Source organism: Mammaliicoccus sp. G-M28 (genome assembly GCF_022386595.1).
GTDB classification, from domain to species: domain Bacteria; phylum Bacillota; class Bacilli; order Staphylococcales; family Staphylococcaceae; genus Mammaliicoccus; species Mammaliicoccus fleurettii.
Genome location: NZ_JAJNIF010000002.1, coordinates 91778 through 106933, shown reverse-complemented (window position 1 = coordinate 106933; position 15156 = coordinate 91778). Strand labels below are relative to the sequence as shown.

The following is a 15156-nucleotide window of genomic DNA, read 5'->3' as shown; positions in this document are numbered from 1 at the left end:
TTTTATGTACACGTTTCCAATATGACAACTGTGTGACAAATAAAAAAAACCGATGTTTTTTGTTGAATTTAGTGTCCATAGCATGTTATATTTTATACATGAAATTAATCACATAACAAACATACCCCTTTGTTTGAAGTGAAAAATTTCTCCCATCCCCTTTGTTTAAGCACCGTGTAATCAGACACGGTGTTTTTTTATTTATTTGTTCATAGTTAACATCCCAAAAGTTATCTATTAAATGCTAAATAGAAGTCAATTGGACTTTTATTTAGACAAGTAGTGTATGAAAGTTAAATTTATACACATAAAAATCCCAATCCGTTAAATTTTCGGATTGGGATTTTTTTTATTTTATTTAGTCTTCTTGAATTTCCAAAAGTCACCATGTGCAGAATCTTGTTGTTCGATATAATTTTGTAATTGTAGTTTTTTTAATTCTCTTTTAACAATTTTTTCTGGCCATTCATATATTGTCGCTATTTCTTGTTCAGAAATAATGCTTTGCGATTGTATATAATCTATTAGCTTAGGAGGTAGTTGTTTTTCAACTTCGGTTCCAATAAGTTCTTGAATAATATACGTATATATATGATATGGGTAAATACCTTCTACTTTGAGTCCTTCTGAATGCACATCTTCATTAAAGAAAACAAGTGATGGTGTCATATTAATATCCATCTCTCTAGCGATGTGTAAATCAGTTTGTAAACTTTCAGTAAGTGAGTGCTCTTTTAAATCTTTAATAAATACCGGTAAGTCAATTCCTGATTTATATGCACACTTTCTAATTAATTCCGATGTTATGATTTTTTCATGAGGTATGATTTCATTCTGAACTAAATTTAAAAATCTACTCGCTCTATTATGTCCTTGTAATTCTGCTGCTTTAAAAGCTAAAGCTACATTATCAAATTCACATGTACTTTGAGCCTGACATTTAGTTAAAACTTGGAGAGAGGGGTTCAAAATCTGACGAATTTTAACATATTTTTGATATTCAATTTTTAACTTTGCTAATGTAGATGATAGATTAAAACAGTCTTCGCAAAATGGATCGAAAAATGAATAAATTTCGATTTTGCTTACTGGTGATAAATCTATGTTATTTTGTTCATTAGCATGGATTAATCTTAATTCTTCGGCCATATTATCCACCTTCAACTATATTAAGCGTTAACCATGTGATTTGCAGTTAGCTTGAGTCTTTCATATAAATATTCTTGTACATCTTCATTTAACTGAGAGCTGGTAATTGCTTCTCGCATATTTTCTAACCAAGCATCTCTTTCTTTATCCGTAATTCTGAAAGGCAAGTGACGTTGACGTAACATTGGATGACCATGTTCTTCAGTATATAATGAAGGACCACCCAGAAATTGTGTTAAAAATTGCTTCTGTTTACGACTCGTTTCTGCAAAGTCACCAGGGAAAAGATGATTAATCCGATTATCTTTTTCAACTAGATAATAAAAGTGATCAATCATGTCGTACAAATCTTGGGGGTTGATTACTTCATATGGGGTCATAATTTCACCTTTTCTTGCTTATTTCAATATCGATAATATTAATATAACATGTTCATAAATTTTTAAAAGTATTTCGACTTGTAACGAAAATGAATTCATGTTGTTCTGCTTTGCGCATCAAAGAACCGTTTCACTTTATTATCAGGGACTTCTCTGGATATATTCAAGGTTCCTAATATATCGTTGAAAGCGATTTCGCCTTGAGTAAAGTCTGTTACTTCAAATTCAAGTTCATAATCCTCAATTCCTAAATAAATACTATGATCTAAGACTAATAAACCAGATTTCAATTTCTTTTCAAGTCTATAAGTTGTTAAATCACCAAGAAGACGAAGTTCAGATAACGGTATATTATGCTCAGTTAATATTTTAGTAATATTTTCTGGAAGAATTTGTATGTCTATTGGACGGTTTTGTTCGGGTAAGCTATCTATCACTTCATTATATTCTAATAGACCGACTTCTTGCGGAACTTTTAATGTTAATTCATAATCATTGTTTTTTTCACGAATCCTTAAAGCCATTTTATTTGAAATAATTTCATGATTTGGTGTGTCTATATAGTAATTAGTTTGTTTAAAGGGTTCACTTTGTTTAAAATAATATTGTTTGATTAGTTTATATTCATCAATAGTTAGTAAATTTTTGAATTCAATCTCTAATTCTTGTCCCATTTTTAAATGCACTTCCTTTTATACTATTATTATAGAAGATTTACGGATAAACAAGTAATTACATAAAATTAACTTGATGATATGAACGTTTAAATTAAAATGTGTTAAAATAGATTGGAATAAGGAGGAACAGCAATGCGTATTTATGTGAATGAAATTAAGATAAATGATAATCAAATCAAATGTTATACTGATCAATCAACTGAGGGGTTAGAACCAGCAGAACATATGATTGTAGACAGTGATAATCATGCATTTGTATATATGCTAGATAACGGTGAAAATTATAATTACTTATTATTTGTAGAAGAAACATGGTCAATGATATACGAACATTTTGATAAAGAAATTATCGTCAACGACCATTTAGTATTAACTTCATTTAAAGAGGAAATGGAATTTTTATTAGACAATATTGCAGATAATCACAATTATGGAAAAGAGTTTGTGGCTTCTGTAGAGAAAGCATTTGAATTAAACAAAGCGGAGTGATAGCTATGAATCAATGGGAAGAATTTTTGGCTCCATATAAACAAGCAATTGATGAATTAAAGATTAAATTGAAGGGGTTACGTAAACAATATGAATCTTCAGATAGACCTTCGCCAATTGAATTTGTTACTGGTCGAGTTAAGCCGATTTCAAGTATTATTGATAAAGCAAACCAACGTAACATTCCTTTCGATAGATTAAGAGAAGAAATGTATGATATTGCTGGTTTAAGAATGATGTGTCAGTTTGTAGATGATATTGATGTGGTCGTAGAATTATTAAGACAACGACAAGACTTTGAAGTTGTAGAAGAGCGTAATTACGTTGAATATACAAAAGAAAGTGGTTATCGTTCTTACCACGTTATTATCAGTTACCCAATCGAGACATTACATGGTCAAACAAATATTTTAGCAGAAATACAAATTCGTACTTTAGCAATGAATTTTTGGGCAACAATTGAACATACTTTGAGGTATAAGTATGATGGCGATTATCCTCCTGAAATTAGAAATAGACTAGAAAGAGCTGCAGAAGCGGCATTTTTACTGGATGAAGAAATGTCAGAAATACGTGAAGAAATACAAGAAGCTCAAGAGTATTATTCAAGACAAAAAAGTAATAAACATAAACATGATTAAGGGGTGAATGCTTTGAAGTATAATATATTATCTAAAGGAGATTCAAAATCTAATGCTTTAATGTATAAGATGAAAAATCATATGAATGACTTTAATATGATTGAAGATAAAGAATCCCCAGATATCGTAATTTCAGTTGGTGGTGACGGTACTTTATTACAAGCATTCCATCAATATAGTCATATGTTAGGTGATGTAAGTTTTGTAGGTGTACATACTGGACATTTAGGATTTTATGCTGATTGGTTACCTCATGAAGTTGAAAAATTAATAATAGAAATTAATAACTCAACATATCAAGTAATTGAATATCCATTATTAGAAGTAATTATTCGTTATAAAAAAGGTGGATATGAAACAAGATATTTAGCATTGAATGAAGCGACGATAAAAACAGATAATGGTGCTACATTAGTAGTAGACTTAGTATTAAGAGGTGAGCAATTTGAAAGGTTTAGAGGAGATGGGTTATGCGTCTCAACTCCTTCAGGCTCAACAGCTTACAACAAAGCATTGGGTGGAGCATTAATACACCCTTCACTTGAAGCTATGCAAATAGCGGAGATAGCTTCTATAAATAATAGAGTTTTTAGAACTGTAGGGTCCCCATTAGTATTACCTAAACATCATGTGTGTCATATACATCCTGTTAATCATGATACGTTGCAAGTTACAATTGATCATGTAAATGTAAAACATAAAAATATTGAATCTATTCAATATAGAGTTGCTAATGAAAAAGTTAGATTTGCTAGATTCAGACCATTTCCATTTTGGAAAAGGGTACATGATTCATTTATATCAAACGAGGAATAAGAAATGAAAGCAATACAATATAAAGTGACATTGTCTATGACATTAAAAGAATTTTTATATGATAAAGGCATTTCTAGAAAGAGTTTAAGCGCCATTAAGCAGAATGGCGCTTTATTAGTTAATTCAGAAAATATGACCGTAAGAAGTTTAATTCAGGAAGGTGATAAAGTAACAGTTTGTTTGCCGAATGAATTACCTAGTCATAACCTTAAACCTTTTAAAATGGATTTGAAGGTTTTATTTGAAGATGAATGGTTTATAATAGTTTCAAAACCGGCATTGATAAATATTGCTCCTTCAAGAGAACATCCTCATCATAGCTTAGTTGAAGCGGTATTGTATCATATGAATAAAAATGAAGAGCAAACAATTCCGCATATTGTGACACGTTTAGATAGAGGAACAAGTGGTATTGTAATATTTGCTAAGCATCAGTTGTTACATCATATGATTTCAAAGACTACATTAAATAAATATTATTTAGCAATTGTACATGGAATTGTAAAACAAAAATATGGACAAATTGAAGCGCCGATAGGTAGAGCTAAACATTCAATTATTGAACGTGAAGTATCTGAAGAAGGCAAATTTGCGCATACGGAATACGAATATTTAAAAGATGATAAACGAAATAGCCTGCTTAAATTGAAACTGTTAACTGGAAGGACCCATCAAATTAGAGTTCATCTTGCGCATATAGGTCATCCAATAGTTGGAGATAGTTTATATGGATATGAAAATAAAGAAATTTGTCATCAACTATTGCAATGTTACAACGTTGAATTTAAGCACCCAATAACTATGGAAAAAATAAATATAATTGATGAAATACATTATCACTTAGAAGGTATAGGTATGCTATAATAAATTGTATTTTTATGAGGAGGTGGCAAAGTTGGTTAACGAGAATAATGATCAATACATCGAAGACGAAGCGTTTGATAAAGAACAATTAGATACATTATTAGCAAATGGTGAAATTGACCAATTTCGAGAAGTTTTTTTAACAATGCATACATACGATCAAGGTGAATACTTTGAAATATGTGATAATGATATAAAACAAAAAATATATCAATATCTTTCTCCTGAAGAAGTTGCAGACTTTTTCGAAACGACTGAATTAGATGATGAGGAATATGAAGAAATTTTTCAAAATATGAATGCCAACTATGCTAGTCAAATGTTAAGTGAAATGTCTTATGATAATGCGGTAGATATGTTAAGCGTATTATCTAAAAATAAAATAGCCACTTTACTTGCACTCATGAATCGGGAAGATGCTCGAGAAATAAAAGCATTATTACATTATGACGAAGATACTGCCGGTGGTATCATGACCACTGAGTTTATTTCAGTATATTCGACTATGTCTGTCAAAGAAGCGATGTTCTATGTTAAAGAACAAGCTCCACAAGCAGAAACAATATATGTCATTTTTGTAGTGGATGAAAATAAAAAATTAGCTGGCGTTATCTCACTTCGAGATTTAATCGTTGCTGAAAATGATTCATATATAGAAGAAATTATGAGTGAACGTGTCATTAGCTCTAACGTAGCTGATGACCAAGAAGATGTAGCACAAACAATGCGTGACTATGACTTAATTGCTTTGCCTGTTATTGATTATCAAGATCATCTGTTAGGTATTATTACAATCGATGATATTTTAGATGTTATGGATGAAGAAGCAAGTGAAGACTACTCTAAATTAGCCGGTGTTTCTGATATCGATTCTACAAACGATTCAGTCTTCCAAACAGCTATGAAACGTTTACCATGGCTATTAATTCTAACAGTATTAGGTATGATAACAGCTTCAATATTAGGGCAATTTGAAGAAACGTTATCACAAGTGGCGTTACTTGCCGCATTTATACCTATAATAAGTGGTATGAGCGGGAATTCAGGTACACAATCACTTGCTGTATCAGTACGTAATATTTCTACAGGTGAAATTAATGAGCAAAGTAAATTCAAGCTTGCTTTACGTGAATCAGGGTCAGGGTTACTAACTGGTTTCCTTTGTGCAATAAGTTTATTTCTTATAATTGTATTGTTATATCGTGAACCTGTATTAGCATTAATCGTATCTGTCAGTTTAACAATTGCAATGACTGTAGGTACACTAATGGGTGCAATCATCCCAATGTTTATGAATAAAATGAATATCGATCCAGCCGTTGCTAGTGGACCGTTTATTACAACGATAAATGACATAGTAAGTATGTTAATATATTTCGGTTTAGCAACAGCGTTTATGTCTTATCTAATATAAGGAGAATAATATGGAGCATTCTAGTTTTACATCTCTTGTTATCGTTGTTATAGCTGCATTTTTGACACCTATACTTGTTAATAGACTTAAAATTTCTTTCTTACCTGTAGTTGTTGCTGAAATTATAATGGGGATCATTATTGGAGATTCATTATTTGGTTTAGTAAAAGAAGATGCATGGTTATCTATACTGTCAACATTAGGTTTTATATTTTTAATGTTTTTGAGTGGATTAGAAATAGATTTTAATGCTTTTAAAACGAAAAAACACTCTGACGAAGATACGAAAAATATACCGAGTAATATATATTTAACAACAGTTGTCTTCTCAGCAATTATGGTGTTATCTATTTTAGCAGCTTATATATTTAAATGGACTGGTTTAATAGATGATGTATTATTAATGGTCATAATTATTTCGACAATCAGTTTAGGTGTTGTAGTACCAACGTTAAAAGAAATGAATATCATGCATACTAATATTGGACAATTCATCTTATTAGTAGCAGTAGTAGCTGATTTAGCTACTATGTTGTTATTAACTGTTTATGGCACAATTTATGCAAAAGGAGATTCACCATTATGGTTGATAGGAATATTGATAGTATTCAGTATTGTCTTCTATATAATGGGGGGATTATTTAAAAAATCACCTTTTTTAAAAAATTTAACATCAGGAACGACACAAATCGGTATACGTGCAGTATTTGCTTTAATAATTTTACTAGTAGCATTAGCTGAAGGTGTAGGAGCTGAAAACATACTTGGTGCTTTCTTAGCAGGGGTAATCGTTTCATTATTAGGTCCTGACCAAGATATGGTTGAAAAGTTAGATTCCTTTGGATATGGTTTCTTTATACCTATATTCTTTATTATGGTCGGTGTGAATCTCAATATACCTTCACTTGTTAAAGAACCGAGTTTACTAATTATTATACCGTTACTGTTTATTGCATTTTTAATTACTAAGATTATCCCAGTGGCTTTTATTGGTAAATGGTATGATAAAAAAACAACGATTTCATCAGCATTTTTATTAACATCAACATTATCACTAGTTATCGCAGCAGCAAAAATAGCTGAACAACTTGGTACAATTAGTTCTGAAATTTCAGGTATTCTAATTTTAAGTGCAGTTATAACTTGTGTATTTGTTCCAATTGTATTTAAGAAAATGTTCCCAATGCCTGAAGAAACGAAGACGATTGTTAAAGTGAGCTTTATTGGTAAAAACCAACTGTCTATTCCAGTGGCTCAAAGTATACACTCTCATATTTATCAAACAACTATGTTCTTTAGAAAAGATCTTTCTGATAATAGAAAATTAGATCAAAGTATTAAAACATATGAACTTGATGATTATATTGAAGAAGAATTAGTTGAATTAGGTTTATTCGATTCAGATATTATAGTATGTTCAGCAAATGACGATGATATAAATAAAGAAGTTGCTTTAATGGCACATAATCATGGAGTTAAAAGAATCATTTGTAAACAAGAGAATGGTTCTGAAGATGTAGAATTTGATGGTAAGAATATTGAATTCTTTAGTAGTTTCTTAAGTAATAAAATATTGCTTAAAGGTTTAATTGAATCACCAAACATGTTGAACTTATTAAGTAATGTTGAAACATCATTATATGAAATTGAAATGAAAAATCATAGCTATCACAACGTATTGTTAAGATCATTCCCATTCGCAGGAGATGTAATCTTTGTTCGTATTATTAGAGGAAAAGATTCAATCGTGCCTCACGGGGATACGGAGCTACAATATGGTGATAAATTAATTGTAACTGGTTCGAAAGAATACGTTTCACAATTAAAACAAGATATGGAATTTATATAATAATTTAGTAAAAATGAGGAGGTACAAATAATCCTCATTTTTACTTTTTTTAAAATTTAAAATGAAAGTATAATGCTTGTCAGGTGGTCTGACCAGTGGTATCATAACGAGTGAATGTTATGAATAATATACATATTAAAGGAGTATAACTAATGTTTAATTTAGAAGGTAAAACATATGTAATCATGGGTATTGCAAACAAAAGAAGTATTGGCTTTGGTGTAGCTAAAGTGTTAGACGAATTAGGTGCTAACTTAGTATTCACATATAGAAAAGAACGTAGTAAAAATCAATTAGAAAAACTATTTGAAGAATTAAAAAATCAAAAAGAGCAACATATTTATGAATGTGATGTTCAACAAGATGATCACGTTGTAAATGCTTTTGAACAAATTGGTAAAAAATTTGGTCATATCGATGGTGTATATCATTCAATCGCTTTTGCTAACATGGAAGACTTAAGAGGTAGATTTATAGATACATCTCGCGAAGGCTTCTTATTAGCTCAAGATATTAGTTCATTCTCTTTAACAATTGTAGCTAGAGAAGCTAAAAAACTTATGCCTGAAGGTGGAAGTATTGTAGCGACTACTTATTTAGGTGGAGAATTTGCAGTACCTAACTACAATGTAATGGGTGTAGCAAAAGCAAGTTTAGAAGCAAATGTAAAATATTTAGCACGTGATTTAGGTGAAGATAATATTAGAGTTAATGCAATTTCAGCTGGACCAATTCGTACATTAAGTGCAAAAGGAGTAGGCGGATTTAACTCAATACTTAAAGAAATAGAAGAACGCTCACCATTAAAACGAAATGTAGATATAATTGAAGTAGGTAAAACAGCAGCTTATCTATTAAGCGATTATTCAAGCGGCGTAACAGGCGAAAATATCCATGTAGACTCAGGTTATCACATCGTAAGATAATAGATTTGAGCATATAAAGAAATAGTATTAATAAACTCCATTCATAATTAGCTTATATAAACATAAGTTATAGTATGAATGGAGTTTTTGTCTAGGATAATGAGAAAGATTTGGAAATAAATTAGGATTCGTGATCAGTAATAGAGACGTTATGAGTATTTCTTGGAAAAATGAGTGAAGTTGTAGATTAAGTCAGTAGTTAATCTAAGAGATGGTAGAAGTTGTAGATTAATTGAGTAGTTAATCGAAGAGATAGGTAAAGTTGTAGATTAATTAGTGAGTTAATCTAAGAGATGAGTGAAGTTGTAGATTAATTAGTGAGTTAATCGAAGAGATGGTAGAAGTTGTAGATTAATTAGTGAGTTAATCTAAGAGATGGTAGAAGTTGTAGATTAATTGAGTAGTTAATCGAAGAGATAGGTGAAGTTGTAGATTAATTGAGTAGTTAATCTAAGAGATGAGTGAAGTTGTAGATTAATTAGAGAGTTAATCGAAGAGATAGGTGAAGTTGTAGATTAATTGAGTAGTTAATCGAAGAGATAGGTGAAGTTGTAGATTAATTAGAGAGTTAATCTAAGAGATGAGTGAAGTTGTAGATTAAGTCAGAAGTTAATCTAAGAGATTCAAAATTCATATTAAAAAAACTGAAACCAGTATTGGTTTCAGTTTTTTATTTTAAATCATTATCTAGAATTGGATCGTCTTCTACTGTTCTACTTGCGGTTGAACTTATTGATTGTCTATGTGTATATACATTTCTTACAATTGTCTTAAGGACTGCATATGTTGGTACCGCTATTAATATAGCTACGAATCCGCCTAAATTACCAGCTGCTAAAATAACAGTGATGATTGTTAATGGATGTATGTTTAGTGATTTACCCATTATATTAGGTGTAATGACGTTACCTTCTAGTTGTTGACAAATTAACGTTATAATACTAACCCACACAAGCATTACTGGATCTTGTATTAATGCAATTGTTGCTGCTGGTATAAAAGCTAACCATGGTCCTAAGAATGGTATCATGTTTGTTAATAAAGCTAATAGTGCTAATAACAAAGCATAATCTAAATCTACAAATGTATAACCTAAATACAATAACACACCTAGAATAACACTGACTGTAACTTGTCCTTGAATGTATGATTGTAAAGTTTGGTTAATATCTTTACTTAAGTTTACTACGAACCATTTTGTACGTCCTTTAAATGGTTTTGCAATAAATGGAATAAATCTTTCGTGATCTTTTAACATATATATTAAGAAGAATGGCACTAAGATTAATAAGAACATTGTTGATACAAATGAAGAAATATAACTGAATAAGTTAGTAATCATGTCTGTAACTATGCCACTTATACTTTCAATAGAATCATTGATTTTTTGAGATATATTATCTGGTAATCTGTCTCTTTGTTGTAATGCGTAATCGACGACGTTTTGTATTTCTCGTTGTATATAAGGTAGATTTTTAATCAAGTTATTAATTTGATCAGTTAATACTGGCACTATTATTGAAATAAATAATATGACTACAAGCATTAAGGCGATTAATATAATAGAGATGCTACCCCATCTAGGTACTTTTCTTTTTTCTAACATTTTCTGAAAAGGTAAACAAATATAGAACAAGAATCCACCTAATAGTAATGGAAGTAAAATTGATTTTACGACGATAATGACCGGATAAAATATTTCATTTATTTCCATAAATATTTTTATAATTAGAAATGTTAGGAGAATGGCAATTCCTGTACGAAACCAAGCTTTATTTAACAATAGTAGTCCTCCTTATCAAACTTTCTCATACTTTTATATTATAAGGGAAATTACAGATTAAACAATGATAAATCATATTGTTGAAAAATATAGATATATATAATTTTTTTAAGTTGTGCGGATTAGAATAATTATTAAGTAATTATGAATATAATATTAACGTGAGATTTTAACGTATTAATGAAGAAAAGCTTTTTGATAACTAAGTAAGCGCTTACAAAAAATGTGTGATTCACTTTAAAAAATGATTGATTGTGTATTTATACATGGTATAATCATAACAAGGTAATTTCGAAATTTTCTGAACAAGGGGTTATCTTAAGGCTTACAACAAAGGGGAGATTGATTATGGAGTCTATTGTTAGCTTTGCAAATGACATTGTTTGGAGTAAAGCGTTGGTATACGGTTTATTGCTGACTGGTATTTTATTTACATTTATGATGAGGTTCTTCCAAGTTAGACACTTTAAAGAAATGATAAGGTTAATGTTTCAAGGGGAAAAATCACCAACTGGTATATCCTCATTCCAAGCGATAGCAGTATCATTAGCGGGTCGTGTTGGTACAGGTAATATTGTCGGTGTAGCAACAGCGATTTTCATCGGGGGTCCTGGTGCTGTATTCTGGATGTGGGCTACTGCGTTTCTTGGAGCAAGTTCGGCATTTATAGAGTCAACACTTGGTCAAATTTATAAAAAAGAAATTAATGGTCAATATCGTGGTGGACCAGCATACTACATAGAGTCAGGTATTAAAGGTAAGACTGGTAGAATATATGGTATCGTTTTTGCACTTGTTACAATTCTATCAGTGGGCTTATTGTTGCCAGGTGTACAATCAAATGCCATCGCTTCATCTATGAAGAATGCTTTTGGTTTAAATCCGTGGATTATTGCTATCGTATTAGCAGTATTGTTAGCCTTAATTATTTTCGGTGGTATTAAAGCGATTGCGAATGTTGCAACAGCAGTTGTACCGTTTATGGCCATTGTATACATAGGTCTAGCATTTGTAATAATTATTATAAATATTGATGCAGTTCCAGGTTTAATAGCAATGATTTTCAAATCAGCATTTGGTGTTGAAGCTGCCTTTGGTGGTATATTTGGTGCAATGATTGAAATCGGAGTTAAACGTGGATTGTATTCAAATGAAGCAGGTCAAGGTACTGGACCACATGCTGCTGCAGCTGCAGAAGTATCACACCCAGCTAAACAGGGACTTGTACAAGCATTTTCAGTATATATTGATACTTTATTAGTATGTACTGCTACAGCATTAATGATCTTAATGTCTGGTACATTTAATACAACAGATGGTGGGACTAATAAAGATGGTTCGCCTCATTTAATGCATGATAACGGTATATATGTACAAAGTGCCGATGGTAGTAAGGATGTCACAGGTACAGCAATGTACGCTCAAGCTGGTATAGATAAAGCTTTTAAAGGAGATAGTTATACGTTTGATCCAGGATACTCTGGATTCGGTTCGTACTTCATTGCTATTGCATTATTCTTCTTTGCCTTTACAACTATTCTGGCATACTATTATATTGCAGAAACCAATGTGAGTTATATCATTCCTTCCGATAAGCAGAAAATATGGATTATTTTAGTCAGACTTATCTTAATAGCTGCTACGGTTTATGGTTGTGTAAAAACAGCTGATGTTGCCTGGGCAATGGGTGATTTAGGTGTAGGTATGATGGCATGGTTAAACATCGTAGCTATATGGATACTCCATAAACCAGCTTTACGAGCATTACGAGACTTTGAGAACCAGAAAAAACAAAAAGGTACTGGTAAATATGCAATTTATAAACCAGCACCAGACGAAGTGCCTAATGCTAAATTCTGGCATGAAGATTATCCAAAACGTTTAAAAGAATTTGAATTAGAAGATAAGTAATTAAACAATATCAAACGCTTTCAAATATACGCTCTCTACTGTACAATAGTCTTATATGTACAGTTGGGAGCGTTTTATATGGAGAAAAAAATAGGTCTAGTTGACCAAATAAAACTTGAAAGTAAATTTTTAAAAAGGGAAGTGACGATCTCAATTTACTTACCTAAAGACTACACTGATCTATATAAACATCATGTTGTGATTACATTTGATGGCAGAGACTTTTTCCAATTTGGACAAATACATCGAGAATATGAAAAGTTAAGAACTGCAGAAATGGTAGAAAGAGCGATTATCGTTGGTGTTCACTATGAAGATGTAGAACTTAGAAGAAAAGAATTTCATCCTGATGGAGAGCACCGAAAAGAAATGTCACAATTTGTTGTAAAAGAACTATGTCCTTATATTGATAAAACATTCTCAACTTTAAAAGTAGGAAATGCAAGAGTATTATTAGGTGATAGTCTTGCAGCAAGTGTAGCATTGGTTACTGGTTTAGAATATCCACATCATTTTAGTCAACTTGGGCTGTTTAGTCCATTAATAAATGATACGGTAACTGAAAAGTTTCAAAATTGTTTATCTAAAGATCTATTAACAATTAAACATTATATTGGTAAAGAAGAAGATTCATTTAAACTGATTAGTGGAGATCTAGCAGATTTCTTAACGCCTAATAGAGAATTTAGTGAACGTGTTAAACAAGCTAACTTAACATATGAATATGAAGAATTAGATGGTGGACATACTTGGAAAACATGGAAACCTGAATTGGGAAATATATTAAGTTACTTTTTAAGTCATCAAAATCAGAAAAATTTGATATAATAAAAAGGAAGACAAACAAAGGAGGAAGTATCATTATGAAATTAGGCATCGTACTTATTCCATCAAAACCATTCCAAGAAGCAGTGAACGCTTATCGCAAAAGATATGACAAGCACTACGCATTAATCACACCACATATTACAATTAAAGAAAAATTTGAAGTTGATGATAATATGCTTGATGAGGTTAAGTCTAAACTTGAAGAAACAGCTAAAGAATTCGAACCAGTGGAAATTCAAGTTTCAAAAGCATCAAGCTTTGCACCAACTAAAAATGTAATTTATTTTAAAGTTACTAAAACTGATGAATTAGTTTCTTTATACAGTAAATTCAATAACGGTGACTTCTATGGTGAAAGTACTCATCCATTCGTTCCACACTTCACAATTGCACAGGGGTTATCAAGTCAAGAATTTGAAGATATTTATGGACAAGTTAGAATGGCTGGAATCGATCATTCAGAAACAATCGACACAATTAAATTAATGAAACAAAATGAAGACGAAACATGGTCAGAAGCAGCTTCTTATACTTTAGGCTAATTTCATGTTTTCAAAATGCCAACAAAGCTCAAACTTTGTTGGCAATTTTTTATGCATGCTTTCCGCGGGCATATAAGTGTAGTGTTAAAAGCAATACTAGGCAAAACTGCTGATAAGTGTAGTGTTAAAAGTAGTTCTAGGCAAAACTGCTGATAAGAGTAGTGTTAAAAGCAGTACTAGGCAAAACTGCTGATAAGAGTAGTGTTAAAAGCAGTACTAGGCAAAACTGCTGATAAGAGTAGTGTTGAAAGCAGTTCTAGGTAAAATTGTTGATAAGAGTAGTGTTAAAAGCAGTACTAAGTAAAATTGCTGATAAGAGTAGTGTTAAAAGCAGTACTAAGTAAAATTGCTGATAAGAGTAGTGTTAAAAGCAGTACTAAGTAAAATTGCTGATAAGAGTAACCATAAAAGTAGATTTGATTACAAATTAGAGCTTAAGACATAAATATCCTAAAACTTTAAAAAGAGCAGAAATTCATTATTAAAATTGAATTTCTACTCTTATTTTTTTAAAATCATTCACACTACTTCCGACTAGTGTAAATATAGCTACTCATGCTTACACTTCTCTCAACTTGTGTAAATATAGATACCTTTGCTTACACTTCTATAGACTTGTGTAAATATAGCTGTTCTATAACTAAGAGGCTGAGACAATTAATTTGTCTCAGCCTCTTAGCATTGTATTAAAATAGATATTGTTAACGATTTTGTAAGTGCTGACGCCTGAGGGAAAAGTATGTGTGAGAGACTACAGGCTTGAGCCATACCCCTAGGCAAGCATGCACGAACAAAATCGTAAGATTTTATAAAAAAATAGGCTAGCATGCACATACAAAATCGTAAGATTGTTATAAAAATAATTATTAGTAATGATTTAAAAAATA

Annotated in this window: 14 protein-coding genes; 10 read left to right on the top strand and 4 right to left on the bottom strand. The window is 31.1% G+C overall.

All coding sequences use genetic code 11. The annotated features are described in order from the left end of the window. Positions 1–354: 354 nt before the first annotated feature. From LQ609_RS02385 to LQ609_RS02375, 3 genes are all read right to left on the bottom strand, one after another. Positions 355–1149: a DsbA family protein gene (locus LQ609_RS02385; RefSeq protein WP_078356692.1), complete on the bottom strand. Its 795-nt coding sequence runs from the start codon at positions 1147–1149 to the stop codon at positions 355–357. Positions 1150–1169: 20 nt separating this feature from the next. Further along, on the bottom strand, positions 1170–1529 hold the full coding sequence (locus LQ609_RS02380; protein ID WP_078356693.1) for a truncated hemoglobin YjbI: 360 nt from the start codon (positions 1527–1529) through the stop codon (positions 1170–1172). Positions 1530–1624: 95 nt separating this feature from the next. Next, on the bottom strand, positions 1625–2203 hold the full coding sequence (locus LQ609_RS02375) for a CYTH domain-containing protein (protein ID WP_078356694.1): 579 nt from the start codon (positions 2201–2203) through the stop codon (positions 1625–1627). A gap of 135 nt (positions 2204–2338) precedes the next feature. On the opposite strand from LQ609_RS02375, the gene LQ609_RS02370 reads away from it, so the two are divergent. The 7 genes from LQ609_RS02370 (at position 2339) to fabI (ending at position 9205) form a co-directional block, all read left to right on the top strand. Continuing rightward, positions 2339–2695 carry a UPF0738 family protein gene (locus tag LQ609_RS02370; RefSeq protein WP_115337648.1) on the top strand — a complete coding sequence of 119 codons (357 nt, stop codon included), beginning with the start codon at positions 2339–2341 and terminating at the stop codon, positions 2693–2695. 5 nt (positions 2696–2700) lie between these two features. Beyond that, positions 2701–3336, top strand: a complete 636-nt coding sequence (gene yjbM / locus LQ609_RS02365) for a GTP diphosphokinase (RefSeq protein ID WP_078356696.1) — start codon at positions 2701–2703, stop codon at positions 3334–3336. A gap of 12 nt (positions 3337–3348) precedes the next feature. Next, positions 3349–4152, top strand: coding sequence for an NAD kinase (locus LQ609_RS02360; RefSeq protein WP_078356697.1), 804 nt, complete (start codon positions 3349–3351; stop codon positions 4150–4152). A 3-nt stretch (positions 4153–4155) separates the two neighbouring features. Then, positions 4156–5016, top strand: a complete 861-nt coding sequence (locus LQ609_RS02355) for an RluA family pseudouridine synthase (protein ID WP_239734270.1) — start codon at positions 4156–4158, stop codon at positions 5014–5016. Positions 5017–5047: 31 nt separating this feature from the next. Continuing rightward, positions 5048–6430 carry a magnesium transporter gene (mgtE, locus tag LQ609_RS02350; protein ID WP_078356699.1) on the top strand — a complete coding sequence of 461 codons (1383 nt, stop codon included), beginning with the start codon at positions 5048–5050 and terminating at the stop codon, positions 6428–6430. Between the two features lie 10 nt (positions 6431–6440). Continuing rightward, the gene (locus tag LQ609_RS02345; RefSeq protein ID WP_078356700.1) at positions 6441–8279 is read left to right on the top strand and encodes a cation:proton antiporter family protein; all 1839 of its coding nucleotides are present in this window, start codon (positions 6441–6443) and stop codon (positions 8277–8279) included. A 152-nt stretch (positions 8280–8431) separates the two neighbouring features. Further along, positions 8432–9205 (top strand): enoyl-ACP reductase FabI, encoded by a 774-nt coding sequence (gene fabI / locus LQ609_RS02340; RefSeq protein WP_078356701.1) that lies wholly within the window; start codon positions 8432–8434, stop codon positions 9203–9205. 670 nt (positions 9206–9875) lie between these two features. Here fabI and LQ609_RS02335 read toward each other — a convergent pair. Continuing rightward, positions 9876–10988, bottom strand: a complete 1113-nt coding sequence (locus LQ609_RS02335) for an AI-2E family transporter (RefSeq protein WP_078356702.1) — start codon at positions 10986–10988, stop codon at positions 9876–9878. 345 nt (positions 10989–11333) lie between these two features. On the opposite strand from LQ609_RS02335, the gene LQ609_RS02330 reads away from it, so the two are divergent. The 3 genes from LQ609_RS02330 (at position 11334) to LQ609_RS02320 (ending at position 14269) form a co-directional block, all read left to right on the top strand. After that, a complete protein-coding gene (locus LQ609_RS02330; protein WP_078356885.1) occupies positions 11334–12899 on the top strand; it encodes an alanine/glycine:cation symporter family protein in 1566 nt (521 codons plus the stop codon). 78 nt (positions 12900–12977) lie between these two features. Continuing rightward, the gene (locus tag LQ609_RS02325) at positions 12978–13727 is read left to right on the top strand and encodes an alpha/beta hydrolase-fold protein (RefSeq protein WP_078356703.1); all 750 of its coding nucleotides are present in this window, start codon (positions 12978–12980) and stop codon (positions 13725–13727) included. A 35-nt stretch (positions 13728–13762) separates the two neighbouring features. Beyond that, positions 13763–14269 (top strand): YjcG family protein, encoded by a 507-nt coding sequence (locus LQ609_RS02320; protein ID WP_078356704.1) that lies wholly within the window; start codon positions 13763–13765, stop codon positions 14267–14269. The last annotated feature ends 887 nt before the right edge of the window (positions 14270–15156 follow it).

Coding starts and splice junctions, on each gene's coding strand:
- LQ609_RS02385 (WP_078356692.1), bottom strand. CDS start 1,149: ATGGCCGAAGAATTAAGATTAATCCATGCTAATGAACAAAATAACATA.
- LQ609_RS02380 (WP_078356693.1), bottom strand. CDS start 1,529: ATGACCCCATATGAAGTAATCAACCCCCAAGATTTGTACGACATGATT.
- LQ609_RS02375 (WP_078356694.1), bottom strand. CDS start 2,203: ATGGGACAAGAATTAGAGATTGAATTCAAAAATTTACTAACTATTGAT.
- LQ609_RS02370 (WP_115337648.1), top strand. CDS start 2,339: ATGCGTATTTATGTGAATGAAATTAAGATAAATGATAATCAAATCAAA.
- yjbM (WP_078356696.1), top strand. CDS start 2,701: ATGAATCAATGGGAAGAATTTTTGGCTCCATATAAACAAGCAATTGAT.
- LQ609_RS02355 (WP_239734270.1), top strand. CDS start 4,156: ATGAAAGCAATACAATATAAAGTGACATTGTCTATGACATTAAAAGAA.
- LQ609_RS02345 (WP_078356700.1), top strand. CDS start 6,441: ATGGAGCATTCTAGTTTTACATCTCTTGTTATCGTTGTTATAGCTGCA.
- fabI (WP_078356701.1), top strand. CDS start 8,432: ATGTTTAATTTAGAAGGTAAAACATATGTAATCATGGGTATTGCAAAC.
- LQ609_RS02325 (WP_078356703.1), top strand. CDS start 12,978: ATGGAGAAAAAAATAGGTCTAGTTGACCAAATAAAACTTGAAAGTAAA.
- LQ609_RS02320 (WP_078356704.1), top strand. CDS start 13,763: ATGAAATTAGGCATCGTACTTATTCCATCAAAACCATTCCAAGAAGCA.